Genomic DNA, 24,276 nt, shown 5'->3' with positions numbered 1-24,276 from the left:
AATACCAACGATGAAACCTGAAACTAAACGCCACCAAAACTATCGATTTTTATTTCCAATCCAAACGCGTTGGGCAGACAACGATATGTATGGCCATGTCAATAATGTCACCTATTACAGCTATTTTGATACCGCTGCAAATGCACTCTTGATTCAACATGCTGGTTTTGATTTGCAAAAGACCCCGATCATCGGTTTAGTGGTCGATTCAGCCTGCAGCTTTTTACAGGAACTGTCCTATCCTGAAATCATTGAAGTTGGAGTTGCGATTGAAAAAATTGGTAATTCTTCACTGCGCTATGACTTGGCTATTTTTAAACAAGGACAAAATGAGGCCGCAGCCCAAGGACATTTCGTGCATGTGTTTGTCGACCGCCAAACACGAAAAAGCACCTCGATACCCGATGATATGCGAGATGCTTTAACTCAGTTTTTACTTTAATTTTTATATCCAGCTTGAAACTTATTTGAGCTGGATATTTTGCAACTCACCATCAAAGCTTTTGAGCAAATCTTTCACAACAGACTCTGCATGTAATAACTCATTTGCACGTGCAAAGGCCTTTTTCTTGCGGACATGTTGTAAAGCATACGGTGTGGTTTCTTCGACATCTTCAAAGCTGATATGGAAACGACATTTTGACCATTGCGCATGAATGGCTTGTTCCAATACATGCTGTAATTGAGTCACTAAAGCTTCGTATCGCTTTGGAATATGGAAAGTCGATTCACCGTCAATCGTACCGCGCATAATGCCATGCTGCGCCAACTCTTGTACCGCAGGTGAAAGTTGACTATTTCGGAACCAATACTCCCACTTTTCGACCGTCCACTCACCTTCAAGGGTTTGAGGCTGTAAAGTCAAAATATCTTGTGGCATCAAGGTAGAAGATGAACCCGTTTGAACAGCATCCGAAGAAACGGAACTTTGCGTAACTTGTGGTGATGCTAGATCAAAACCATTGTCGCCTTTAGCACCCGAAACTGATTCATTCACCACATGTTGTGGTTCAATGGCATTGATCAAATGTGGCTGAGCTGTTTCAGGCTGTGTACTTGTTGGCTCTAAAGCTGTTGATTCTAAAGGTGCAATATCTTCAAAATTTATAGCGCTCACATCAACTTCTTCAGTTTCAGTGCTCGGCGTCGGATCTAAATCAAATAATGTATCTTCTGCCACGGCATCCATAACAAGCGTGTCATTTTGCTGTGTCGCTACAGATTCAACCGATGCAACCTCTTGCGTATCTAGAGTGCCATTTGCTGTAGATGCTGTAGAAGTTTGGCTAATCACATCCTCTTCAGGATCATCTAAAAAATCATCAGATGAAGGTTCATCGACTGCAGGTGCAGAAACATAGCCATCATCGTCATCATAATGTGAATCATCAAAATCATCGAAAGCTGGCGATGTGTCTACAGCGGGTACAGCTTCAGGCTGCTCAACAGCGACAACCTGCGCAGCAGACTCAACAACTGTATTGGGTTGCTGCAAAGACTGTGCTTGAGTCGGCTGAACTGTATTGACTTGAATTTGAGCAAGCTGTGGCTGTGCGGCTGATTCTTGCTGTACGGCAGAAACCAACATTTCGTTTGGCTGTAATGGACGGAATGCTAATAGACGTAGCACACACATCTCAAAACCTTGCTCTTGCGTCACTGCCAACTGCAAGTCTGCCCGACCTTTGCATGCGACTTGATAATACAACTGCAAGTCTTGAGCTGAAATTAACTGCGACAATTGCATAATTTTTTGATTGATCTCAGCGCTATATTTCAACGCTAAGTCTGGCAAGTATTGTAATAATGCCAGTTCATGCAAAGTCGAAATTAACTGATCCAATACCAGTGAAACATCCAGTGCTTGTTGACGGAATTGCATGAGTAAAGCACTCACGCGTTCACGCTGATTTTGATGAATGGCTAAAATCAAATCATAAATAATCGTACGGTCAATTAGGCCCAACATGTCTTTAACATCTTGGTGCTGAATTGAACCCTGACCATAGGCAATGGCTTGGTCAGTCAGTGACAATGCATCACGCAGAGAGCCTTGAGCCGATTCAGCAATTTGCCAAATCGCATCTTGCTCGGCTTGAATTTGTTCTTTTTGTAAAATATCAGTCAGATGTGTGGTGATTTCATCCACGGCTAAAGGACGCAAAGTAAATTGCAAGCAACGTGAAATGACAGTAATCGGTAATTTTTGAGGATCTGTAGTAGCAAATAAGAACTTCACATGCTCTGGCGGTTCTTCTAGAGTCTTTAATAACGCATTAAATGAATGCGTAGAGAGCATATGCACTTCATCGATTAGATAAACCTTGAAGCGACCTTGGGTTGGAGCATAAGGAACGTTGTCGAGAAGTTCTCGAGTATCTTCAACTTTGGTCCGTGATGCAGCATCGATTTCAATTAAATCAATAAAACGGCCTTCATTTACTGCTTTACACGTTGGGCAGACTTCACAAGGCGTTGAGGTTACACCTGTTTCACAGTTCAGACATTTTGCCAAAATACGGGCAATGGTGGTTTTACCCACGCCACGAGTACCTGTAAATAAATACGCATGATGTAACCGACCACGTTCTAAGGCACTGGTAAGTGCGCGTGACACATGGTTTTGCCCCACGAGTTCAATGAAATTTCGTGGACGGTATTTTCGTGCAAGTACTTGATACATGTATGCTCCTTTTTACAGGTGTAAGCATACTGTTTTTTTGTCTAAGAGTGAATGAAGTTCTTAGTCAGTGGAACTAATTCGATCAATATCTTCGAATTTAACGACTTTAATATTTGATTTATTTTCTGAATCATTAAACAAGATTACATTACCTTGAAAACTGTCCAGAACATACCATTTATTTACGTCTTTGATTTTCAATGTAGCTACAGGCGACTTCTTTATATCATTTAATTTTAACTGTGCAGAAAAACAGGTAGCAAATATGGCAAGAATGGTTAACACCAAAAATTTAAGTGGTTTATCTCTGCGCACTTCATCATCGGTAAAAATATTGAGAGTTATACCAATTAGAACAGCACCCCATAGCATTGAAGTTTGACCAATAAAGTTATTTACATAGAGCGTAATTAGCCCACTAACACATACAATAATGACAAATATAGCTTGTAGCAGCTTATGCTTTTTTAAAAACTGTTCGATTTTTTCTTTCAGCTCTGCTTCCGTAATATGATTAGAAACTAAAATTTTCTTTTTAGGCTTACTTTTGCAATATTGTTTAAATAAAAATTTATAGAAATCTAATAGAACACCAACTACGGCTATGACTGAACAACTTAAGACTAATACCTTAATAATTTCAAAAATATAAAATGATGGAGATAAAACAGACATTATCCATATAGCATCTAAAGAGTAATAGAAAAATGCATTCGAAATAACAGAAATTGTGAGGGCTGCTATGGATAAAATTCCAAATAACTCCGTAATTGATAATTCTTTTTTTATCATTATTTATAAAAATTAGACTATAAAGTGGTTTTTTATCATGACTGACAAACTACGTAAAGAAAGAACGATTTAATTATAATTAAGTCTCTGCCCGCTTAAGCAAAAAATCACTCTGCATTTGATAGCGTTTCGCCGTCTGGTCTTCCCGAATTTCAAGTAATTGCTGATCCAAATCTACATACAAAAGATTACGCGTTTGTACATTCATGAGTTCCAGTTGCTGCTTTGATTCATCTTTAAAACGAATTACACCTTTCAGGACTTCAACGTCGTTATGACCACTTAGACTTTCTTGAGTAAGTGTATAGGTTTGGTCTTCATGTAGCTCAAGAGCCACAGCCATACCGGGACAATCTTCACAACGAGAAAGACAGCCCATACACGGCGTGGTACCTTTAAAATCACCCACCCATGCAGCTTGCTGTTTTTCGGCAGTAATCGCTTCTATCTCTTTTGCTTTCGTTTGAGTTGAATCCTGACAACCCAACATTGCCGACGTTGCTACTAAGGGAATCAAAACAACTTTTTTCATAGGGATATCACAGCAGTCTAAAACTGCGAGGGAAAATAGCATATTTTTCACATTTCCCCAATTTCTGTTCTATTCCGAAGTATCTTAAATCCAGCCTTTACGACCTTTTAATACTTTATCTGCACAGCGTAAGGTTTCTTGAGTTAAGCCCCATAAGCGATAATCGCCGGTGATTGAACCCGTCGCAAAGTTATGTGTATAAGCAAAACTTAAATCACGCTGCGGATCACACCACGCCCCAGAACCATTAAAACCTATATGTCCAAAACCTTGACTAGATTTGCCTAAAGTTAAAATTCGATGATATCCCAAACGCCAATTCATCGGTAAAGGCATAATACGATCACGTTTTTTATATTGAATTTTACTTAAAGATTCAAAAACTTGTGGCGTGATTAAGGTCTGTCCCTGCCACTGCCCTTGGTTAGCCAGCATTGCATAGATTTTCGCTAAACTATTGGCACTAAATACACCAGTAGCCGCAGGTATAATGGCTTGTAAACCGTCATCACTAAAAAATGAAAACTTGCGCATTCCTTTAGGAATCATACCATCTTGAAAGTCTTGCAAATTTTGTCCAGAAAGTTGCAGAAGCTGATCAAAGATTGACGGTTTTCGTGTCTCTGTCTTTTTTTTCGTTGTCTGCGCTTGGGTATTTTCTTGTGCAGATGTATCTACAGCACGTTCTACTTGTTTCTTTTTCGGAATCAAGCGAGCAACCTCACTAAGTTGATGCTCTGGTACGCCAAAAAATGCATGATCCAATGCCAAAGGCTCAACCAAATAGTGTTGCATCAATTCAGCAAGCGGTCGACCTGTGGCCTTTTCAAGTATACCACCTACTTGCCAGCCGAAGGTTAACGGTTGATATGCCGCATCAGTCGTCGGCTCAAAACGTGGCTTAGCTTGTTCGATGACTTTAAGCATATGTGGCCAATCAGCCATTTCGGATGCTGTTTCAATGATATTACGGATATCGTATAAACCACTTTGGTGACTCAGCATGTGCCTTAATGTGATATCCGACTTGCCATTTTGAGCAAACTCCGGCCAATATGCTGCAACGGGAGTATCGTAATCTAGAAAGCTTTCGCTCACTAAGATATGTGCAAGCGTTGCAAGTACGCCTTTACCCGTGGAATAACAGACTGAGGGTGTATTGGCCTGCCAAGCTTCTTCGGCTGACTTTTTACCAGTCCAAATATCTACGACTTTTTGACCTTTAAAATACACCACTAAGGCGGCTCCGCCTAAGTGGGTTCGAGCATCCTGCATCCGGCTAAATTGCGCCGCCAAATCTTGAAACGCCTCGTCAACCGTACCTTGAAAATTATTCTTCTGTGCAAATAGATATTCTTTGAGCGCCTGCATCATCATTCCTTTGAATATGAATCGCTTGAGATTAAAACTTGAGATTAAAGCAAAAAAGCCTAAACCGATATCGATTTAGGCTTAAGTCTTAAAGTGCCTTTACACTTCCCGCGACATGCGGCTTTTTGTTCTTACTATTTCGAATGGCAAACTCTGTATCTTTACCTGTTTGCGCAGTTAGAAACTCGACTTGAGAAGGTAAATACATGGGTAATTTAAACCATACATCTACTTCATAGGCATCTGGCAAAGTTAAGCTCGACAAAGCTTTGGCTTTACTCCACATACCATGTGCAATGGCTTGTTTAAAACCAAACGCTTTAGCTGTCACAGCATGAATATGAATTAAGTTAAAGTCACCAGAAGTCAACGCATAACGGCGACCGGTATTTTCAGAAACATTCCATTCAGCTTGAACTTGCAACTCAGCTGACTTTGTTTCGGTAGATTTTGCCGCAGCTTTGTTCTCTGTTTTTTGACGTGCTAAATACGTGGTTAATGATTCTACAACCACTTCATCGCCCACTTTTGCAGTGGTAATAAAGTCAAATTGCACGCCTTTATCATGTGGCTGTAATTCACCAAATTTGCATGACAATGACAGTGTTTCATTCACACCAACTTTGCGATATTGCTTCACTTGGTTACGAATATGTACCAAACCTAAGATCGCAAATGGAAAAGCTTCCGTAGTCATCATATGCATTTGCAAACTTTGAGAAAGCACAGCCAAATAAATCGCTGGGATATAACCATTGTTTTTAAAGCTACACACTTCGTTATAAGCTTTTAAATGTTTTTGATCGACCTTAAATGAATCCACCACATATTCAACTTGCGGCAGCACTTTTTCAGCTTTAGGCTTTTTAAAAATCAAGCCTTGAATCACTTTTGGATAGGCTAAATAAGGTTTTGGAAGTTGACTAAAATGGCGAGTATTCATACTAAACCTTTGGAAGTTTTATCTTTATAAAGTTCCCTTCCTTTTAAAGAAGGATATTTTAAATCCCCCTCATCCCCCTTTGATAAAGGGGGACTTCTCCTCTCTTTTTCAAAGGGAGGCCGGGAGGGATTAATTAAGCCCCTAACAAGCTTTGACCACACACACGTACCACGTTACCGTTCAAGCCAGTCGACGCAGTTGAAGCAAACATCGCAATCGTTTCTGCAACATCTACAGGTAAACCGCCTTGACTCATCGAGTTCATGCGACGACCTGCTTCACGGATTGCAAATGGAATCGCAGCAGTCATTTGCGTTTCAATAAAGCCTGGAGCAACAGCATTAATGGTTACGCCATTTTTCAATAATGGAGCAGTAAATTTAACCACACCAATTACACCTGCTTTAGAAGCAGCATAGTTGGTTTGACCTAAGTTACCTGCAATACCTGAAATAGAAGATACGCAAACAATACGACCATTTGCATTGAAGCCATCATTTTCAAGAAGGTAATCATTTACACGCTCAATCGCAGATAAGTTAATGTTAATCACCAAATCCCAAAGCTCAGGCTTCATATTGGCCAAAGTTTTGTCACGGGTAATTCCGGCATTGTGCACGATGATATCCAAACCACCTTGAGCAGCTGCCGCCGCTTTGATTTTTTCACCGGCATCGCTTGCAGTAATATCAATCGCGAGCGTAGAACCGCCAATTTCACCTGCAACACGGTCAAGGTCTGCTTGCTGCTGTGGAACGTCTAAACAAATCACATGCGCGCCATCACGTGACAATACATGTGCAATTGCTTCACCAATACCACGGCTTGCACCTGTTACTACAGCTGTTTTGCCTGCAAGCGGTTTATTCCAGTCAACATCCACAACATCTGCTTTAGATACACGAATCACCTGACCCGATACATAAGCTGAACGTGGTGAAATCACAAAACGTAATGCAGATTCTAAGTTTGCTTCAGCACCTTCATCCACATAAACTAATTGTGCTGCAATCCCTTTCTTAAACTCTTTACCCACTGATTTTACAAAACCTTCTAATGCACGTTGTGCAATGGCTTGTTTCACAGTTTTCGCAGTCTCTGGTGTTGTACCAACAACGACAACGCGACCAGACGCCTGAATTTGACGTGCGATTGGGTTAAAAAAGGCATATAAGGCATGCAATTGTTCTGAGTTTTGAATACCTGAAGCATCAAACACCACAACTTTAAACTTAGACTCTTTATCGCCTTCGTTGAATGCGCTTAAGTTTAGACCTGATTTTGCCGCAGCTTGCTGTAGTTCCGCATTATTGCCTGCATAGCTATTGGCATGAATATTTGCCAAGACTTGTGCAATAGCACCAGATAATGTTGAAGCAGGCGCTGCACCGAATAAAACCGCACCTTTAACTACAGGTGTTGCAGACTCAAAACGCTCTAAAAAAGTCGGTGATGGTAAACCTAAATTTTTGATGACAAATTTACCAATAGGAGATTTTGCAAATGTTTGGTATTGATCAGTCATGTTTATTATCTCTCATACAGATTAATTTTTGATGGATCTGAAGATATCCCTTTAACTTCAAGATGATGTCAGATACTTATATTTCAATAGTTCCATCAGTTTCCATGGAATCATACTTGAGTTAAACCGCAGATGGCTTGACCTGAATGCTTTAGCGAATGTCATTTTAGTCAATTTACCCCTTTGGTGAATATGCTAATGTAGCCGTCAAGAAGATCATCAACATGCTTGGAAAAGCCTTATGAGCAAAACAACTCAAGAAAATCCAGCAGTCGAAAGTCCGACTACGGAAACTGTGTCAAATACATCAAAGAGTACGCCACGTACCGCTAAAAGTACGGGCACAGCAACCAAGTCTACAAGTGATGTCGCTAAAACGAGCCGTCCTCGTCGTGCATCTACACGTACTAAGACACCCGCTTCAAACCCTAAAACAGCTTTAAAATCAACAACTCAAACGTCTGTTCAACAGGATAATACCATGAGTCAAAACACAGTTCGCCGCGTTGCTATTATCGGTGGTAATCGTATTCCTTTCGCTCGTTCTAACGGCGCTTACTTCACTGCATCGAACAGCGATATGTTCACCGCGGCATTAAATGGTCTTGTTGAACGCTTCAACCTTCAAGGTCAACGCCTTGGTGAAGTTGTTGCTGGCGCTGTGTTAAAACATAGTCGTGACTTTAACATGACCCGTGAGTGTGTACTCAATACCGAACTTGCTCCTGAAACACCTGCTTACGATATTCAACAAGCATGTGGTACAGGTTTACAAGCAGCTTTCTTGGTTGCTAATAAAATCGCATTGGGTCAAATCGAAGTGGGTGTTGCAGGCGGTGTAGATACAACCTCTGATGCACCGATCGCTTTTGGTGATGGTTTACGTAAAGCACTACTTGAACTGAACATCGCAAAAACAGGTAAAGATCGCCTTAAAGCATTAACTAAAATTAATGTAAAAGACTTGATGGATGCGCCGAAAAACGGTGAGCCACGTACAGGTCTTTCTATGGGTGATCATCAAGCAATTACGACACTTGAATGGGGTATCTCTCGTGAAGCGCAAGATGAACTTGCTGCATCTTCACATCAAAAAATGGCAGCTGCTTACGAAGAAGGTTTCTTTGATGACCTTATTACGCCATTCCTTGGTTTAGAGCGTGACAACAACTTACGTGCAGACTCATCAGTAGAAAAACTTGCGAAGTTAAAACCAGCGTTTGGTAAAGGCGATGCGCGTACCATGACCGCGGGTAACTCGACTCCACTAACTGATGGTGCGTCATGTGTCCTTCTTGCCTCTGAAGAATGGGCAAAAGCAAACGGTCACGAAGTGCTTGCTTATTTAACTTTCCAAGAAACTGCGGCAGTTGACTTTGTAGAGAAAAAAGAAGGCTTATTGATGGCGCCTGCTTATGCAGTGCCTCGTATGCTTGAACGTGCAGGTATTACGCTACAAGATTTCGATTACTATGAAATTCATGAAGCATTTGCATCTCAAGTATTATCTACACTGAAAGCATGGGAAGATCCTAAATTCTGTAAAGAACGTTTAGGCTTAGATGCACCATTGGGTTCAATTGATCGTTCTAAATTGAACGTGAAAGGTTCATCTCTTGCTGCAGGTCACCCATTTGCTGCAACTGGCGGTCGTATTATCGCAACTGCTGCAAAATTGCTGAACCAAAAAGGTTCAGGTCGCGTTCTTGTTTCGATCTGTGCTGCAGGTGGTCAAGGTGTGACAGCAATTATTGAAAAATAATCCTTTATGCTTTAAAGCAAAAAACCGCTCTTATGAGCGGTTTTTTATTTCAGAGATTTCATAATTTTTAGAAATGATAACCGACACCTAAATAAGTAATGATGGGATCAATATCGATCTTTGTCGTTGCATGAATTAACTGTTCACCGGTCGTTTGGTTAATCACATCGATCTTGGTCTTATTATTTAACTTTGCATAAGACACTGAAGCTGCTGTAAACCAATTTGGGGTGAAGTCATAGGTAAAACCGAGTGTGACAATTGGAGCAATCGCATCATCCGCATCGACATCGACCACCATTTTACCTGATGATTCTTTACCGTCTAATGCAGCACCTGCAAGATTATCCTTAATATTTTGAATCATATGCCCTGCAGCAATTAAGTCAGATTCAATACCTTTATTGAGTTCAATATCATTAAAATACGCATACATAATCCCTGCACCTACATAAGGTCTGAATTTATTCACGCCCGATTTTCCAAATTGATACTGAGCTTGAAATGCTGGCGTCCAAGCACGCGCTGTTGCTGCTTTACCATAAGCATCCAGATTGGTAATTGGTACATCATAATCCAAAGGTAAACCGTCCGGAAACAGCAAACCAGCAAGACCTCCCGGCATTGCATTGCCAGATAAAGGTGCCGTAATCATACCCTTACCTTTAATATCTACCTCAGGTGGGATGCCGCCAATCACTTGCAAAGAAACATTATCATTAATATGGTAGTTAAATGTTAAACCTAATGTATCAACATCTTCTGCTTCAAGCCCCGTCCCTTCAGCTGACCAATTATCTAGTCCATTAATCGTTGCGACCCCTGCAATCTCTGACTTGATATTGCCATCCTTATCTTTATTTAATTAATCCTCCCAAAGGGCCATTCACAAGGTTGGTTAAAGTGTCCTTAAGATTCGCAGAATTACTCCCTTCATTATAAATTGCATTCGGATCAATCGCTTTTAGAAAACCTTCAGTACTAATTGTGCCTACTTCAGCCTGTGTGCCATTTGCTACCGCAGTATTAATATTAAATGGATTTGCCTTTCCTTGCGGCATCACATGCATCCAACCCGCAGATACAGAAAAACGTTTAAAGTTACCATCTGCAAATGTAAATTGTGTAAGCCCAAGTAAAACAACAGGTGTGACAATTTTTATCAATTTCATATGCTAACTCCTTGTCTTGCATATTTTTTTAATCAACTTATAAAAACATTCTTTGTTCTTATATTTAAAAGTTATGTAATTAGTATAATTTTTTATAGTTATATTATGTTTTTATATATTGTTATTTGTAAACTTTTGCACTATTTTAATGCAAAAAAGGCCTGTACTTATCAATACAGGCCAATGTGATTTTCTTGTTGAAATTTAACGATATTGTGGTTGGTAACCCAAGTGCGCCTCGATCTGGTCATAGCACCATTGGAAAATAAATGTGTAGACTAAAATACACATGGTCATACTAAAATCGAGCAAAATCGCCTGCCATAAGGTCATATGCATGGCATAAGCCACCATTGGGATGGTTGCAAGCATTAAACCGCCCTCAAATCCAATTGCATGTAAAACACGTACACCAAAGGTTCTTTTTAACTTTCTTTTTGCTTCAAATTTTTCAAAATAATGATTAAAAATCATGTTCCAAATCACAGAAGTGACCGCCATTGCAATACCGAGCGTACCTGTCACCTCCATCGGAACTTTAAAAATAAAACTTAAAGCAATAGCAATGATCACCAATAGGATGATCTCATAGCTTAGCGCATGAATAATCCTTCTCTTGGAAATCGTCATTTTGAAACACTCTATTATTTGTAAAAAACTTATTTTATTTTTATATTATTGATTAATCGAGTTAGGTTCTTTCAATATTATTGAAAGGTTGTATTCCTTTATTTTTTCTGTATGCACATGAATATTAATCAAGAACAACTGATGATTTTTAAAACAGTCATGGAAACAGGATCATTTTCCGCAGCTGCCAGACAACTCGGCAAAGTACCTTCGGCTGTCAGCATGTCCATTGCGAATTTCGAAATTGATCTCAACCTTAAACTGTTTGAGCGCGTTGGTCGTGAGCCTGTGCCCACCACTCAAGCGCTTAACCTGTATGAAAAAACTGAACAATTATTGATAGAAATCAATCAGTGGAAACAGCATGCGATTGCGCTGAGTCATGGTTTAGAGTCTTCACTGAATATCGTGGTGGTATCAGAACTGCTTCATACGCAGTGGACCGACTATATCTCTTTGCTAGAAACTCATTTTCCATCTTTGCAAATCAATATTTTTTCTGCGCCTCAAGAAGATGCTCAAAAGATGTTATTACAGGGTCAAGCGCAGCTTGCTCTAATGTTTGAACGTGAACAGCTTGAGAGTTATGAACAATTTGTCGAATTGAAGCGTGAAGCATTGGTTCCTGTTGCAGCGACAAAACATGCCCTGTCTAAATTTAAGCAAGTCAGTTTTGAGCAAATTTTGCAAAGTCGGCAAATCGTGGTTGCAAGTCGTGATAAAAGCATCAAACCAGAATTGTTATTTTCCAAACACAGTTGGCGTACAGATAACCACCACTCAGCCTGTTCTATGATTATTCAAGGTCTGGGTTGGGGTGTGCTTCCCCTCGAGATGTTTAATGAAAATCCGACGCTCAAAGATCAACTCAAAATCTTAAGCTTTCAAGATTTCACACCCAAATTTGAATATTTCGTCGACTTGGTCTGGAACCGTGAAAAACCTCTCGGCTCGGCTGCTCATTTTTTGATTAATCACATCCGAAATTCACGAAAAACTACGATTTAGACCGCCTAATTGGGCAGTTTTTGGTTGGGTTCTAAACAGATTGTGTTATAAAAGTATGTACACCAAGAACATTAAGAACTAGATTTCAAATGACTCAAAATGCGTTAAACCAATTAAAAAGCCTAACAACGATTGTTGCTGACAGCAGTGATTTAGCTGCGATTAATACATTCCGTCCATTGGATGCGACTACAAATCCATCTTTAATTACAGCAGCGGCAAATCAACCTGAAAATAAAGAACTGATTGAAAGTGCTTTTGAACAAGCGCGTAAAGAAGGTTATCAAAACGATGAGCTGGTTGAGCGCACCATCGATATTCTTACGGTCAAATTTGGTGTTGAAATTTTAAAATTGATCGAAGGACGTGTATCTACAGAAGTCGATGCAGCCTTGTCTTATGATACTGATGCCACCATTGCAAAAGCTAAAGAGTTATTGGCTTTATATGCACAGTATGGTATCGATCAAAACCGTATCTTAATTAAAATTGCCTCAACATGGGAAGGCATTCAAGCCGCTAAAGCCCTTGAAGCTGAAGGCATTCACTGTAATCTGACGTTATTGTTTGGCTTACATCAAGCTCAAGCCTGTGCAGATGCTCAAGTCACGCTGATTTCGCCATTTGTTGGTCGTATTTTAGATTGGTACAAAAAAGCTGAAAATGTGGATAGCTACCCGATTGAGAAAGATCCGGGCGTGTTATCAGTGAAGCAGATTTACCACTACTACAAACAACATGACATCAAAACTGAGATTATGGGTGCTAGCTTCCGTAGTATTGATCAAGTGCTCGGCTTAGCAGGATGTGATTTATTGACAGTTTCACCAAATTTATTGGCAGAACTGGAAAAAGATCTGCGTACCGTGGAAGTGCAATTGTCTAATCATCATGCGCATGCACACTGTCAACACGATGTACAAGTGCTCGACAAGCAAACTTTCAAAGCTGAAGTTGAAAAAGACTTAATGTCTTTCCAACTATTACAAGGCGGTATTGATGGTTTTATTAAAGCCCGTGAGCAATTAAGTAGCTTACTGCGTCAAACTTTTGGCTTAGATGCTGAAATAAAAGCATAAATTAGAAATTTTCAGTTTCATCTAGAACCGAAGTTGTATACTACAGCTTCGGTTTTTTATTTGAGTGTCTTCAGTGTTTGGAATCACAGACTTAACGACCTTTATTATTGGTACGATATTAATTGTGATTTTACCCGGGCCAAATTCACTTTATGTCATGTCTGTTGCTTCTCGCTATGGCATTAAGGTCGGCTATTTAGGTGCTTTTGGCGTTTATACTGGCGATTTGATCTTAATCTTACTCACTGCTCTCGGCGCTGCATCCTTACTTCATGCCTTCCCTTGGTTATTCTTATTATTAAAAATTGTGGGTGCGCTGTATTTAAGTTATTTAGGTATCAAACTTTTCAAGGCTGCCTACCAAACTTGGAATGCCGTTCAAACGCCAGAACAACTCGACACCAAACAACTGAGTTTGAGCGAACTGAAACCGTTTAAGACTGCATTAACCATCAGTATTTTAAACCCTAAAGCCATTCTTTTTTACTTATCGTTCTTTGTACAATTCGTCGATCCTGCATATCCATATCCTGCGATTACATTCACCGTACTCGCGATCGTATTGCAAATTATCAGTATGAGCTATTTAACGATTTTGATCTTTTCGGGTGCAAAACTGGCTACCTATTTTAGCCATCGCTATAAATTTACGGCATGCTGTGTAGCAGCAGTTGGTCTTCTATTTTGTGGATTTGGTCTAAAGCTTGCGACATCTACCATGTAACCGACATGGGCAAAGTATTTCTGTTTTTTTACTTAAAAATCTATATGCCTTTAAACTTTTGAATGGATGAAACATCCACAATCTATGTTTTCGGTTCGTACTATTAAAGTGCCTTTTATTAAAGTGTCGTTCTTGAATAAATAAAGTATTTCCCTAACATCTTGTTAAGCACTTTTACTGTACAGGACTTGAGCGTATCATCCTGAAAAATGACATCCTAAATCTGCGCCAACTATAGTCATAGCTCGATCATTATGCAAAAACTACTCCAAGACTTCTCCATTCCAGCTGCTTTTGCAGGTTTTATTACGTTCTTAGTCGGGATCAGTGTCTCGGCTGTTTTAGTGATCCAATCTGCACAACTGCTCGGTGCCAACACAGCAGAAATAACCTCTTGGTTTTGGGCTCTAGGTTTGGGTATCGGCTTAAGCGGGCTGATTCTGTCTTGGAAATTTAAATATCCCGTTGCGACTTCATGGTCCACTGCAGGACTAGCACTGATTTTAGCGACTGCAAATGGTTACAGCATAAATGCCGCCCTAGGTGCTTTCTTGGTCTGTGGCTTATTGACAGCAATACTTGGATTTTTAGGCATTTTTGAAAAAATACTACGCTATATCCCGCAAAGTCTAACTAGTGCAATGTTGGCGGGTGTACTCCTTAAATTTGGTATTGAGCTATTTGTCAGTTTACAAAATGAATGGGCATTCGTTCTGGGTTTACTCGCGGCTTATGTCATCAGTAAACGACTGTTACCACGTTATAGCATTGTCATTACGGTGATCATTGGCATTATGCTTTGTCCATTGTTACTTGGCTTTCAATTACCGGCGCTTAATTTAGAACTCGCACAGCCGGTTTGGGTCACACCTGAATTTTCGATCTCAGCAATACTGGGTTTGGCGCTACCACTCTTTGTAATCAATATGGCCTCTCAGTACTTACCAGGTTTAGCCATGATTAAAAGTTATGGTTATCAACCCCACGTCAATCAACTGATTGGTTGGACTGGGACAGCCCAAACGCTACTCGCGCCATTTGGATGTTTTAGTGTCAATATTGCTGCGATTAGTGCTGCCATCAGTCTAGATAACCAAGCCCACCCCGATGAGAAAAAGCGCTATATCGCAGGTATGACCTGTGGCTTCTTTTATATTTTGATGGGCCTGTTTGCAGCCACTTTAGTGAGTTTCTTAACCGCTTTCCCATTGGTATTTATTACCGCTTTAGCAGGCATTGCCCTACTAGGCACCATTGGACACAACATCGTCATTGCTTTCCAAGAAGCTAGTGAACGTGAAGCCGCGTTACTCACCTTCTTGTTTAGTGCATCGGGCGTACAGTTTTTTGGTATTGGCTCTGCATTTTGGGGTTTGGTCTTTGGTTTAGTCGTGCATGCTATTTTCAAATATAAAAGAAATTAAGCGCACATTTACAAACAGCGTTCTTTAGTCTATTTCGCTCGATACGTTCGGGCGATCAGTTCTTGTTTTAATAATTGGGTTTCGCTTTCATCTTCCACTTCTGTAAAAGCGGTGAGCCAAATACCATCAGCTGCATAACGTACAATTTTCAGTTCTATATCTGAATCGGTCTGATGATGTCGCTCTAAACGTGAGTTCATCCATTCAATCCAATATTCATTAAAAGTTTTATCGGTCAGCATGGTCATCGAAATCGCGGACCAAGACTGTTGCAAACCCATGATTTGTTTTTCTAAAGTAATTTCAATATAGGCTCGGGTAAAGCGACCGTACGGCTCAGGGTCTTCGTCAATTAAACGGTCAACGACTTCGTCTAATTGAGCCAAAAGCATGACGATCATGGACTCTAAGAGCTTTTGTTTGTTTGAAAAATGATGAAATACACCGCCTTTTGTGACCCCAACTAAATCCGCAACGGCTTGAATCGACACCCCGTTGACACCTTTATCTGCAGCAAGACGGATTGCATGCTGCAAAATACTCTGGCGTATCAGTTGAGGTTCTTTCTTGCGCTGATGCGGATTATCCATACTAGTGTCCAGCAGAAGTTGAAAACAGGTTAATTACGACCACACCTGAAACAATCAGGCCTATCCCTAACATGGCTGGGAGGTCTAAACTTTGACGAAAGATAAAGTAGCCAATTAGTGCAGTTAAAACAATACCAACGCCTGCCCAAATGGCATAAGCAATACCAAGTGGTATGACTTTAATCACCTGAGACAATAAATAAAATGCCAAACAGAATAAAACTGCGACAGCCAATGAAGGCGCAAGTTTGGTAAACCCTTCTGACTTCACCAAAAATGTCGAACCAATTACTTCTGAGATAATCGCCAATGACAGTAAGCCATACGCCAATGTTACCGAATTCATTATTCATTCCAAAACAAACATACCAACTGGTAGGTATGTTATTAAGTTAGAGATTATTCTGCAAGCATTTTAAGTCTGTTTTTAATTTTTAACGGACTGTACGTGTTGTTGCAAAAATTCTAAAGTGCGATCAAAGGTCTGCTGACTGGCCTTTTTACTCATCATAAATTGATATTCATGTACCAAAAATTCTTTCGAATCTGGATAAAAAACCGCTGTCACAGGTACATTATTTGCCTGCAATTTTTCTACAAAAGGCTCAGATTGCGTTTTGGTTAAAAAATCTTTATTACCACCGCTGATAAATACTGGTGGATAATTTGCATTAATATTTGAGGCCGTTGAAATACGCGTTAAAAACTCGGCATTATCTTTTTTGTCTCCGGTATACGCCTGAACTAAGTTATAGACGCCCCACTCGATCAGTCCAATCTCTGCGGGTGCAGTATTTACAAAGCTGTTTAAATCATAAATACCACAATGCAAAATCAGCCCTTTAAGCTGTGAAGGCTTTAATACAGGCTGAATCTTTGACGCTTGCGCAAAATCGGGATTCGTAACCAAGGCGGCATAATGACTGGCCATATTTGCACCTGCAGAATCCCCAGCCAAATACATATTTTGCGAATCAATGCCATATTGTGCCGCATGTAGATTCAAAAACGTCAGTGCTGCATCTATTTGGTTGAGCTGTGTGGGATAAATGGCTTCAGGTGCAAACTGATATTGAACAGAAACCACATTATAACCTTGGGCTGCGAGCCGTTTAAAATATCCACCTGCATGTTCTTTTGAGCCAGAGACCCAACCGCCCCCGTGAATCCAAACAATCGTTGGTCTTGGTGCAATAACCGTACTTGTTTCAGGTTGATAGATATCCAAGCTTAAATTTGGATTTTGTAGATATTGAATATTCGACTGCACAATGACATTGTCAGGTGCATGTAGGTTAATAAAGGTCTTTTGGACTTGTGTCGATAAGTTAAATGCACCTGCAATCACTTTGGTACTGCTTTGCGTGTTTTGACAACCAGACAAATGCAACACTGAACACATGCTGAGTACAACCAACCCTACTTTATATGACATATCTAACTATCCAATCGCATCAATTCTGTTATAAATCTTAGATTTAAAACTGTATATAGTTTAGGCTTATTTTTATAAAGTTCAAATTGATCTTTTAAGCTCAAAATCCGAGAAAATTAGTCGATTTTATTTTAATATTTTTTGAGCAAAGTCCGAGTTTTCCACTCAGATTTATTTGACGGCTTATCGACATTAATTTATGTAATTTTATGAATTTACAATATTTTTTTGATTAATAAATTGAACCATGCACGACAATGTGTTATCAATAATCTATAGGGTTTAAAAGCAAAATTACAGGAGATTGTTCCATGTCATATCAAAACATTTTAGTACCTGTCGATGGTTCAGAAATCTCGTTTTCTGCAGTAAAAAAAGCTGCAATTATTGCCAAGGCATTTAACAGCCAACTCACTTTAATCAGCCTTGTTGCTGAAGACCCATTTACCGATGCAGACTTCTATTATTCTTCATCAATCATGAAAGAATATTTCGTACAAGCTTATGCAAATGCTGAATCTGCTTTGAAAGAAGCTGTGCAAATTACAACTGAAGTGGGTGTAGAAGCACAAAGTAAAATCATTAAAGGCCAAGTTTCTGCTGAAGGTGTGGTAGAAGCAGCCAATGAAGTCAAAGCCGATTTGATTGTGATGGGTTCACATGGTCGTAAAGGCTTTAAGAAAATGCTACTCGGCAGCTTCGCACAAGATGTACTCAGTAATACTGAATTACCTGTGTTGGTTGTAAAAGCTTAAGATGACTAAGCCCACATCATGTGGGCTTTTTTCTATTCAGCACACCCTTCCCCCATAGGCTTACCCTTTTGTCTCATTCATACAATATCGTGAATAGAGCAAGATTAGATTGATAACATTTAAAATATTAAGGAAGCAGATATGAGTCAATATCAACAAATTTTAGTCCCTGTGGATGAATCTCCAATTTCATATTCTGCTGTTGAACATGCGCTCAGCTTGGCTAAAAGTCAAAATGCACAAGTGACCATTGTCAGTGTTGTTGCTGTTGATCCATTCGTTGGTGTCGATTTCTATGCTGTTGCACCTGCAATCACTGAATATTTTATGCAAGCTGAAAAAAGTGCTCAGCTGCGTTTAGAAGATATCAAACAAACCTTTGTACGTGATGGTATCGAAGTTAAAACCCGTTTGATTCATGGTGTATCGCCAACCGAAGGGATTTTACAAGTGGCTGATGAAATCTCTGCAGATTTAATCATCATGGGTTCGCATGGACGCACAGGTTTAAAAAAAGCCATGCTGGGCAGCGTAGCACAAAATATTTTAACGCAGTGCCCAATTCCTGTTTTGATCATCAAGCAATAAACTAAGATTCAAAGAAAAGCCCTTCATTGAGGGCTTTTCTTCTTTTAGATCAATTAAACACGTTATTTAAATATACAATTCGTTCTGTAGTTTTCTGATTAAAACATTTGGTATATTGCAACTCTTGATTTTGCGTATTCATCGCATCATCCCAGTATTGCGAATGCTTTTGATAAGTCTCTTTTTCACTTTCATTTAATGAATAAACACTTTTTTGTGCAAGCACTTTACAGTCGATATCACGCTTTTCAAACCAGTCTGCTTGATCTTGCTGTAACTGCGCCTTTTGTTCATCACTAAAACGATCCCAAGTCTGATTGAGACGATCCACCACTTTGGCATTATCCTGATCTAGCTCTTTCTTACGAATATCCATTGCCTTTTGTGCAAGGCTCATTTGTTGAGATTGACTCTCCATCCCTTGCTGATAGAATTCTTCATCTCGCTTATTTTGAGCACTATATGCCGCATATAGCACCGCATGACGTGTCACTGTTACAACGCTATCAATTACGTCATTTTGACTTGGGACACTTAAACTTAAACCATCTTTGTCCGTTTTAGTGATGCTATAGCTAAAGTTCCCTTTAAGCTGATCATTGTCCATGCTTAAGCCTGACTCACCATCTTCGAGTGAATCATTCAAAGTATAATTACCACGTTCTTCACAGCCTTCATCACATGGTCGTTCAGCAAAGGCGTTTTCAGCACGCTTTTGTAATCCTTTCGGGAAAACCACCAACAATTGACTGCTACATTCCAATGTTTTGGCTTTATTAGGGTCTTCAGTTAAAGTCGTGACATTTTGAATGTTAAATTTTAGATTTTTTACAATCAGATCCATGAGTTGCTGATCGGCTTCATAATCTGACTGACGTATTTCTTTGTTTAATTCTTTGAGATATTCTTTTTTTAAATGATCTTGCAATTGGTCAATATTGGCTTGTGCAGTACAACTCCAATCTTCCAAAGCAGGCGCTTCCGTTTTGGCTTCTGTATCTTTTTTATTTTTAAAATTATCACAGCCGGATATTAATGCCGCAGACAACATGAGGCTCGTGATGACTATTTTTTTCATTGTATAAGTACCATTATGATTTTATTCTTCGGGCGTATTTTACTCAAAATTACAGCGCTTTGACGAGAAAAATCCCCGCATGTGCAGGGATTTTTTATATATCATCTCATTTAGTACGGTTTTAATTGGTCTTTTCAGTTACGCCTTCGCTGGTGACATCTCGTACTTTACCATTCTCGGTATTTAAAACTTCAAACTCAATACGACGGTTTTTGAATTGACCTTCTTTGGTGCTGTTTTCTGCTACCGGTTTTTCTTGACCATAACCCACCGCTTGAAGCTGTGCAGGATCAACGCCTTTCGACACCAAGTAATCCACCACAGCTTGTGCACGCTCTTGCGATAAAGCTTTATTCGCTTCCGCATTACCCACAGCATCGGTATGACCTTGTACAGTCAGATGTACTTCTGTAGCGCGCTGCATTAACGCTGCCGCTTGATCCAAAATCGATTTATTCACGTCAGGAATATCAGATGAACCTGTCGCAAAATTAATAATTTGTAAGTTCAGCGCAGTCGCAACATCTAGCGCACGAACTTGTTCAGGGTTAATACTCGCTAATGCTTTTTGTGCATCAGTAATACTGTTATCTACTGCAGTTTGTTCGCTCACGCCTTCTTGAACCAATACCGTCATATTTTTTGCTAAAGGCTTAATTTGATTGGCAAGGCTTTGAGCATCCGCAGGATTTTGCGACAAAATCGATAACTGATTTTCTGTCCAGGTTAAAGTGGTATTTGGCACACCTTTAAGTTTTTGCAGAACCGTTGGAATGGTATCTTGATCAATAAATTGAGTAAGGTAACTGGCATCAGATGAAGCACCACAACCCGTATTAAAGTTAAAGATCTGTTTGACTTGTTGCTGCAAAATTTCAAGATAATTTGAATCACCAGTTTGAATTTGACAGTTGGTTAACTGCCCATCTGTACCGGTGCTAAATTGCAAATGTGCTGGCTGAGATGCAGCAGGCTGTGCAACCGTTGTTGCAGAGGTGGTTGGTTCTTCTTTATTAGTACAAGACTTAAACCAAAATGCGATCAGACCCAATAATATAAGCAGCGCAATAATTGGCAATAACCAATTCGAGCGTTTTTCTTCAACGATAACAGGTGTTGGTTCAACAACAGGCGCTTGGTGTAATGTACGGCTAGCTGCAGTGTTTACCCCTAAACCTGCGAGTAAAGGCACTGCCCATTGTGGTAGTGCCGCCAAAATGCTATCTGCATGATTATCAAGTAAATGCGTGATTGCGACGGGATCAGATGAACCCGCTTCATTTTCAAGTGCCCCTAAAGTTGGAGCTATAGAGTGGTTTAAGGTTTGCTCTATTTCTGACGTTGGGGCCGTACCGCCACCGAGATGTTGCAAAAATTGATCTTTTAATGTGGAATTTGCCGAAAATATATCACTAATACGAGGGTTTAACTGTTTTTGAAAGGCATCAATAAATTCAGGTTTGGATCGAAAAATATTTAACAGGAATGGAATAAATTGACTAATGGCTGAATTTTTTTCAGTTAAGTGTTGTGTATCACCGTCCAGCACAATCGAGGAGACGTGCTGCTTAATAAGCGCTAATAAATCTATACTCATATTTGTACTCCATGCAGTTGTCATTATTTTCATGTGTACTTCAGTTTATATGCTTATTTTTTGATCAAATGTAATAATTTGTTCGGACTTGTCAACGCTTTAATTTCTTCTTTTATTTTCAATCTTTTAATTTCAATCTTCACTAAAAAAGCCAGCCGAAGCTGACTTTTTAATGTCTAATCAAAATTCTGAGAATCAACAAATTTCCATGTTGAGCGTGCGCTTAAACGGCATAAAAAGCGTGAACTACTTTACCTTTTACCGTTTGCTGAATTAATGGTGTGTTCTTACCATTTGATACAATCGTGTCTTTATTAATAGTCCACTCAAGCTCTGGATCGACCAGTACCCAACCCGCTTCATCTGCCCAACGTTGTTGCATATTGGCTACTTTAGCAGGTGCGAGTGTGACTTTCTCAACCCATTCCAGTGGGCTTAATAGACCTTCTTGAATCAGTTGAATACCAAAAGGTACAAAGGTATCAAATGCGGTAAAACCGGGCTGTGTTTCAGCAAAAGGCGCCATTTTCGCAGAGCTGCTCAGTGGCTCATGATGCGTACAAATCGCGTCAATTACACCGTCTTTCACTGCTTGGCGGAGCAAGTCTTTATCTTGTTCTGAACGCAGTGGCGGACGAACATGCGCAAGTGAATTAAAGCCGTCAATCAACTGATCCGTTAAATGCAATTGGTGCATGGCTACATCGCAAGTGACCGGCAAACCTTTCGCTTTGCCCTGTTTAATCAATTCAACGGATGCGCCTGATGACAACAGACCAAAGTGCGCACGCACTTTAGTAGCTTCAATCATCAATAAGTATTTTGCAATGGCTACGGTTTCCGCCAATGCAGGAATCATCGGCAAACCTTGACGAGATGCGACAAAACCTTCATGCACACAGCCATCTTTGGCAATCTGCGGCTCTTCGGCATAGAACACAACGGTCATGTTCAGACCCGCAGCATATTCCAAGGTGCGAATCACTACATCATCGTCCATAAATGGCGCATTGGCATTCGATACCGCAGTACAGCCACCTTTTTTCAAACCTGCCATATTCGCCGGCTGCTTGCCTAACAAACCTTGAGTTTGCGCACCAATCACCTGCAGATAAATGCCGCCGTCCAGCATGGCTTTTTCCACCAGGCCATGAATCAATGCGCCATTGTCCTGCACAATCGGTTTAGAGTCTGGCGGGGTAAACACATGCAAAATACCATTCGCACGCGCAGCCTTACCTTCTGACTTTAAAGTGCCATGCTGCTGCTGACCCGGCTCACGCAAACGCGCACAGAGATCAACCATACTTGGCATTAGCCATTTGCCTTGTCCATCAATGGTTTCAGCGGCATTGCTTTCGGCAACCAATCGGCCATTTTCAATATAAACCGTCTGTACGCTGTCAGTTTGATTGATTGGATCTAAGACACGTACATTTTCAACTTTAACAATACTCATGACTATCCCTTAAACCGCAATCGCTTCAATTAAACCTTTTTCTTGCAACTGACCTTGCATTGCCAAAGCCAGTACCGCCATACGCACCGCAATACCATTGGTCACCTGATGTAAAATCACTGACTGAGTGCCATCGGCAATACTCGAGTCAATTTCAACACCACGGTTCATTGGTCCCGGATGCATCACAATGCAGTCAGGTTTTGCCAAAGCCAAGCGCTCTTTATTCAAACCGTACATTTTGTAGAATTCAGCTTGAGATGACAGCGCAGGAGAATCAATACGTTCATTTTGAATACGTAAAGTAATAATCACGTCGCAGTCTTGAATGCCGGCTTCCATATTGTTGAACAGACGAATGCCTTCGCCATAATCATCAAAACCGTAAGGCAGCAAAGTATTTGGCGCAATGACACGAATATCTTTACAGCCTAATGTTTGCAATGCAGCGACATCTGAGCGGGCAACTCGAGAATGCTTAATATCACCAATAATGGCAATGGAAATGTCTTCAAAATTCTTTTTTGTTTCGCGGCGAATCGTCAACATATCCAACATGGCTTGCGTAGGATGCGCATGACGGCCATCGCCAGCATTGATGATTGCCACATGCGGACATACATCTTTCGCAATAAAGTGTGGCGCACCTGACGATGAATGACGAACCACAAAAATGTCGGTCGCCATCGCTTCTAAATTCCACAAGGTATCACGCAGTGTCTCGCCTTTTGATGTACTTGAACGTGCAATATCAATGTTCAATACGTTTGCAGACAGACGTTTTGCTGCCGCTTCAAAAGTGGTACGGGTACGTGTTGAATTTTCAAAAAAAAGGTTCATTACCGTACGACCTTCTAAAAGGTTGTTGGTAATCAGCTGATTTTGGTCATTAAAAAAGGACTGTGCAGTGTCCAATATTTTTGTGAGAGTTTCTTTAGAAAGGCCTTCGATGGTGAGGAAATGTTTTAAGTTACCATCTTGGTTGAGTTGAATCTGGCTCGGTGTATGCAATGCCGCCAAGTGCATGAGAGATTCCTTATCGTTAAGTTAACGCATTATACAGAGAATCTTGGCAAATGGCAGTTGAAGTTTTCAACGTTCAATGCAAACGCATGATGTTATTCAAAAT

22 protein-coding genes and 1 pseudogene are annotated in these 24,276 nt (G+C 40.2%); 8 read left to right on the top strand and 15 right to left on the bottom strand.

Annotated features, from left to right (window positions below; genetic code table 11):
- The first annotated feature begins 10 nt into the window (after positions 1–10).
- Positions 11–442 carry a thioesterase family protein gene (locus tag MST17_RS06705; RefSeq protein WP_180026428.1) on the top strand — a complete coding sequence of 144 codons (432 nt, stop codon included), beginning with the start codon at positions 11–13 and terminating at the stop codon, positions 440–442.
- A 21-nt stretch (positions 443–463) separates the two neighbouring features.
- On the opposite strand, the gene dnaX is transcribed toward MST17_RS06705, so the two are convergent.
- The 6 genes from dnaX to MST17_RS06675 form a co-directional block, all read right to left on the bottom strand.
- On the bottom strand, positions 464–2,683 hold the full coding sequence (gene dnaX / locus MST17_RS06700; RefSeq protein WP_180026429.1) for a DNA polymerase III subunit gamma/tau: 2,220 nt from the start codon (positions 2,681–2,683) through the stop codon (positions 464–466).
- Positions 2,684–2,743: 60 nt separating this feature from the next.
- Positions 2,744–3,475 (bottom strand): hypothetical protein, encoded by a 732-nt coding sequence (locus MST17_RS06695; protein ID WP_180010374.1) that lies wholly within the window; start codon positions 3,473–3,475, stop codon positions 2,744–2,746.
- 79 nt (positions 3,476–3,554) lie between these two features.
- Entirely contained in the window at positions 3,555–4,007 is a 453-nt protein-coding gene (locus MST17_RS06690; RefSeq protein ID WP_180026430.1) for a copper resistance protein NlpE N-terminal domain-containing protein, read from the bottom strand.
- A gap of 84 nt (positions 4,008–4,091) precedes the next feature.
- Positions 4,092–5,378, bottom strand: a complete 1,287-nt coding sequence (locus MST17_RS06685; RefSeq protein ID WP_180026431.1) for a serine hydrolase — start codon at positions 5,376–5,378, stop codon at positions 4,092–4,094.
- Between the two features lie 88 nt (positions 5,379–5,466).
- Complete coding sequence (locus MST17_RS06680) at positions 5,467–6,321, bottom strand: MaoC/PaaZ C-terminal domain-containing protein (protein ID WP_180026432.1); 855 nt, start codon at positions 6,319–6,321, stop codon at positions 5,467–5,469.
- 133 nt (positions 6,322–6,454) lie between these two features.
- Positions 6,455–7,846: a 3-oxoacyl-ACP reductase gene (locus MST17_RS06675; RefSeq protein WP_180007894.1), complete on the bottom strand. Its 1,392-nt coding sequence runs from the start codon at positions 7,844–7,846 to the stop codon at positions 6,455–6,457.
- Between the two features lie 241 nt (positions 7,847–8,087).
- Between MST17_RS06675 and MST17_RS06670 the strand changes: the two genes are divergently transcribed.
- A complete protein-coding gene (locus tag MST17_RS06670; RefSeq protein ID WP_180007893.1) occupies positions 8,088–9,608 on the top strand; it encodes an acetyl-CoA C-acetyltransferase in 1,521 nt (506 codons plus the stop codon).
- A 67-nt stretch (positions 9,609–9,675) separates the two neighbouring features.
- On the opposite strand, the pseudogene MST17_RS06665 reads toward MST17_RS06670, so the two are convergent.
- Both MST17_RS06665 and aceI read right to left on the bottom strand, forming a co-directional pair.
- Positions 9,676–10,780, bottom strand: a pseudogene (locus MST17_RS06665) (OmpW family protein).
- A gap of 204 nt (positions 10,781–10,984) precedes the next feature.
- Positions 10,985–11,410, bottom strand: a complete 426-nt coding sequence (aceI, locus tag MST17_RS06660; RefSeq protein ID WP_168377760.1) for a chlorhexidine efflux PACE transporter AceI — start codon at positions 11,408–11,410, stop codon at positions 10,985–10,987.
- 117 nt (positions 11,411–11,527) lie between these two features.
- Here aceI and MST17_RS06655 point away from each other — a divergent pair, with 117 nt between their 5' ends.
- From MST17_RS06655 to MST17_RS06640, 4 genes are all read left to right on the top strand, one after another.
- Entirely contained in the window at positions 11,528–12,418 is an 891-nt protein-coding gene (locus MST17_RS06655) for a LysR family transcriptional regulator (protein WP_180026433.1), read from the top strand.
- An 89-nt stretch (positions 12,419–12,507) separates the two neighbouring features.
- On the top strand, positions 12,508–13,497 hold the full coding sequence (gene tal, locus MST17_RS06650; protein WP_180026434.1) for a transaldolase: 990 nt from the start codon (positions 12,508–12,510) through the stop codon (positions 13,495–13,497).
- A gap of 73 nt (positions 13,498–13,570) precedes the next feature.
- On the top strand, positions 13,571–14,221 hold the full coding sequence (gene leuE, locus MST17_RS06645; protein ID WP_180026435.1) for a leucine efflux protein LeuE: 651 nt from the start codon (positions 13,571–13,573) through the stop codon (positions 14,219–14,221).
- A 254-nt stretch (positions 14,222–14,475) separates the two neighbouring features.
- Entirely contained in the window at positions 14,476–15,645 is a 1,170-nt protein-coding gene (locus tag MST17_RS06640; RefSeq protein ID WP_180026436.1) for a benzoate/H(+) symporter BenE family transporter, read from the top strand.
- 29 nt (positions 15,646–15,674) lie between these two features.
- Here the strand turns inward: MST17_RS06640 and MST17_RS06635 are convergent, their stop codons facing one another.
- The 3 genes from MST17_RS06635 to MST17_RS06625 form a co-directional block, all read right to left on the bottom strand.
- A complete protein-coding gene (locus MST17_RS06635) occupies positions 15,675–16,235 on the bottom strand; it encodes a TetR/AcrR family transcriptional regulator (RefSeq protein ID WP_168377764.1) in 561 nt (186 codons plus the stop codon).
- Position 16,236: 1 nt separating this feature from the next.
- Complete coding sequence (locus tag MST17_RS06630) at positions 16,237–16,581, bottom strand: SMR family transporter (RefSeq protein ID WP_078188613.1); 345 nt, start codon at positions 16,579–16,581, stop codon at positions 16,237–16,239.
- Between the two features lie 81 nt (positions 16,582–16,662).
- Entirely contained in the window at positions 16,663–17,670 is a 1,008-nt protein-coding gene (locus MST17_RS06625) for an alpha/beta hydrolase (protein ID WP_180026437.1), read from the bottom strand.
- Between the two features lie 311 nt (positions 17,671–17,981).
- Between MST17_RS06625 and MST17_RS06620 the strand changes: the two genes are divergently transcribed.
- Both MST17_RS06620 and MST17_RS06615 read left to right on the top strand, forming a co-directional pair.
- The gene (locus MST17_RS06620) at positions 17,982–18,425 is read left to right on the top strand and encodes a universal stress protein (protein WP_078191806.1); all 444 of its coding nucleotides are present in this window, start codon (positions 17,982–17,984) and stop codon (positions 18,423–18,425) included.
- Positions 18,426–18,566: 141 nt separating this feature from the next.
- Positions 18,567–19,013: a universal stress protein gene (locus tag MST17_RS06615; protein WP_078188616.1), complete on the top strand. Its 447-nt coding sequence runs from the start codon at positions 18,567–18,569 to the stop codon at positions 19,011–19,013.
- A 49-nt stretch (positions 19,014–19,062) separates the two neighbouring features.
- Here MST17_RS06615 and MST17_RS06610 read toward each other — a convergent pair whose 3' ends face one another.
- The 4 genes from MST17_RS06610 to MST17_RS06595 form a co-directional block, all read right to left on the bottom strand.
- Positions 19,063–20,091, bottom strand: a complete 1,029-nt coding sequence (locus tag MST17_RS06610) for a DUF1311 domain-containing protein (protein ID WP_180026438.1) — start codon at positions 20,089–20,091, stop codon at positions 19,063–19,065.
- A 121-nt stretch (positions 20,092–20,212) separates the two neighbouring features.
- On the bottom strand, positions 20,213–21,688 hold the full coding sequence (locus MST17_RS06605; RefSeq protein ID WP_180026439.1) for an OmpA family protein: 1,476 nt from the start codon (positions 21,686–21,688) through the stop codon (positions 20,213–20,215).
- Positions 21,689–21,911: 223 nt separating this feature from the next.
- On the bottom strand, positions 21,912–23,147 hold the full coding sequence (locus MST17_RS06600; RefSeq protein ID WP_180026440.1) for a dihydroorotase: 1,236 nt from the start codon (positions 23,145–23,147) through the stop codon (positions 21,912–21,914).
- A 9-nt stretch (positions 23,148–23,156) separates the two neighbouring features.
- Positions 23,157–24,173, bottom strand: a complete 1,017-nt coding sequence (locus MST17_RS06595) for an aspartate carbamoyltransferase catalytic subunit (RefSeq protein WP_180023479.1) — start codon at positions 24,171–24,173, stop codon at positions 23,157–23,159.
- Positions 24,174–24,276 lie beyond the last annotated feature (103 nt).

Source organism: Acinetobacter sp. YH16056_T, assembly GCF_024605895.1.
Taxonomy (GTDB): Bacteria; Pseudomonadota; Gammaproteobacteria; order Pseudomonadales; family Moraxellaceae; genus Acinetobacter; species Acinetobacter amyesii.
This window is presented reverse-complemented; position numbering and strand designations above follow the sequence as displayed.

Coding starts and splice junctions, on each gene's coding strand:
- MST17_RS06695 (WP_180010374.1), bottom strand. CDS start 3,475: ATGATAAAAAAAGAATTATCAATTACGGAGTTATTTGGAATTTTATCC.
- MST17_RS06680 (WP_180026432.1), bottom strand. CDS start 6,321: ATGAATACTCGCCATTTTAGTCAACTTCCAAAACCTTATTTAGCCTAT.
- MST17_RS06705 (WP_180026428.1), top strand. CDS start 11: ATGAAACCTGAAACTAAACGCCACCAAAACTATCGATTTTTATTTCCA.
- MST17_RS06595 (WP_180023479.1), bottom strand. CDS start 24,173: ATGCACTTGGCGGCATTGCATACACCGAGCCAGATTCAACTCAACCAA.
- MST17_RS06620 (WP_078191806.1), top strand. CDS start 17,982: ATGTCATATCAAAACATTTTAGTACCTGTCGATGGTTCAGAAATCTCG.
- MST17_RS06685 (WP_180026431.1), bottom strand. CDS start 5,378: ATGCAGGCGCTCAAAGAATATCTATTTGCACAGAAGAATAATTTTCAA.
- MST17_RS06640 (WP_180026436.1), top strand. CDS start 14,476: ATGCAAAAACTACTCCAAGACTTCTCCATTCCAGCTGCTTTTGCAGGT.
- MST17_RS06635 (WP_168377764.1), bottom strand. CDS start 16,235: ATGGATAATCCGCATCAGCGCAAGAAAGAACCTCAACTGATACGCCAG.
- MST17_RS06615 (WP_078188616.1), top strand. CDS start 18,567: ATGAGTCAATATCAACAAATTTTAGTCCCTGTGGATGAATCTCCAATT.
- MST17_RS06605 (WP_180026439.1), bottom strand. CDS start 21,688: ATGAGTATAGATTTATTAGCGCTTATTAAGCAGCACGTCTCCTCGATT.
- aceI (WP_168377760.1), bottom strand. CDS start 11,410: ATGACGATTTCCAAGAGAAGGATTATTCATGCGCTAAGCTATGAGATC.
- MST17_RS06655 (WP_180026433.1), top strand. CDS start 11,528: ATGAATATTAATCAAGAACAACTGATGATTTTTAAAACAGTCATGGAA.
- MST17_RS06630 (WP_078188613.1), bottom strand. CDS start 16,581: ATGAATTCGGTAACATTGGCGTATGGCTTACTGTCATTGGCGATTATC.
- MST17_RS06670 (WP_180007893.1), top strand. CDS start 8,088: ATGAGCAAAACAACTCAAGAAAATCCAGCAGTCGAAAGTCCGACTACG.
- MST17_RS06600 (WP_180026440.1), bottom strand. CDS start 23,147: ATGAGTATTGTTAAAGTTGAAAATGTACGTGTCTTAGATCCAATCAAT.
- MST17_RS06690 (WP_180026430.1), bottom strand. CDS start 4,007: ATGAAAAAAGTTGTTTTGATTCCCTTAGTAGCAACGTCGGCAATGTTG.
- MST17_RS06610 (WP_180026438.1), bottom strand. CDS start 20,091: ATGAAAAAAATAGTCATCACGAGCCTCATGTTGTCTGCGGCATTAATA.
- tal (WP_180026434.1), top strand. CDS start 12,508: ATGACTCAAAATGCGTTAAACCAATTAAAAAGCCTAACAACGATTGTT.
- dnaX (WP_180026429.1), bottom strand. CDS start 2,683: ATGTATCAAGTACTTGCACGAAAATACCGTCCACGAAATTTCATTGAA.
- MST17_RS06675 (WP_180007894.1), bottom strand. CDS start 7,846: ATGACTGATCAATACCAAACATTTGCAAAATCTCCTATTGGTAAATTT.
- MST17_RS06625 (WP_180026437.1), bottom strand. CDS start 17,670: ATGTCATATAAAGTAGGGTTGGTTGTACTCAGCATGTGTTCAGTGTTG.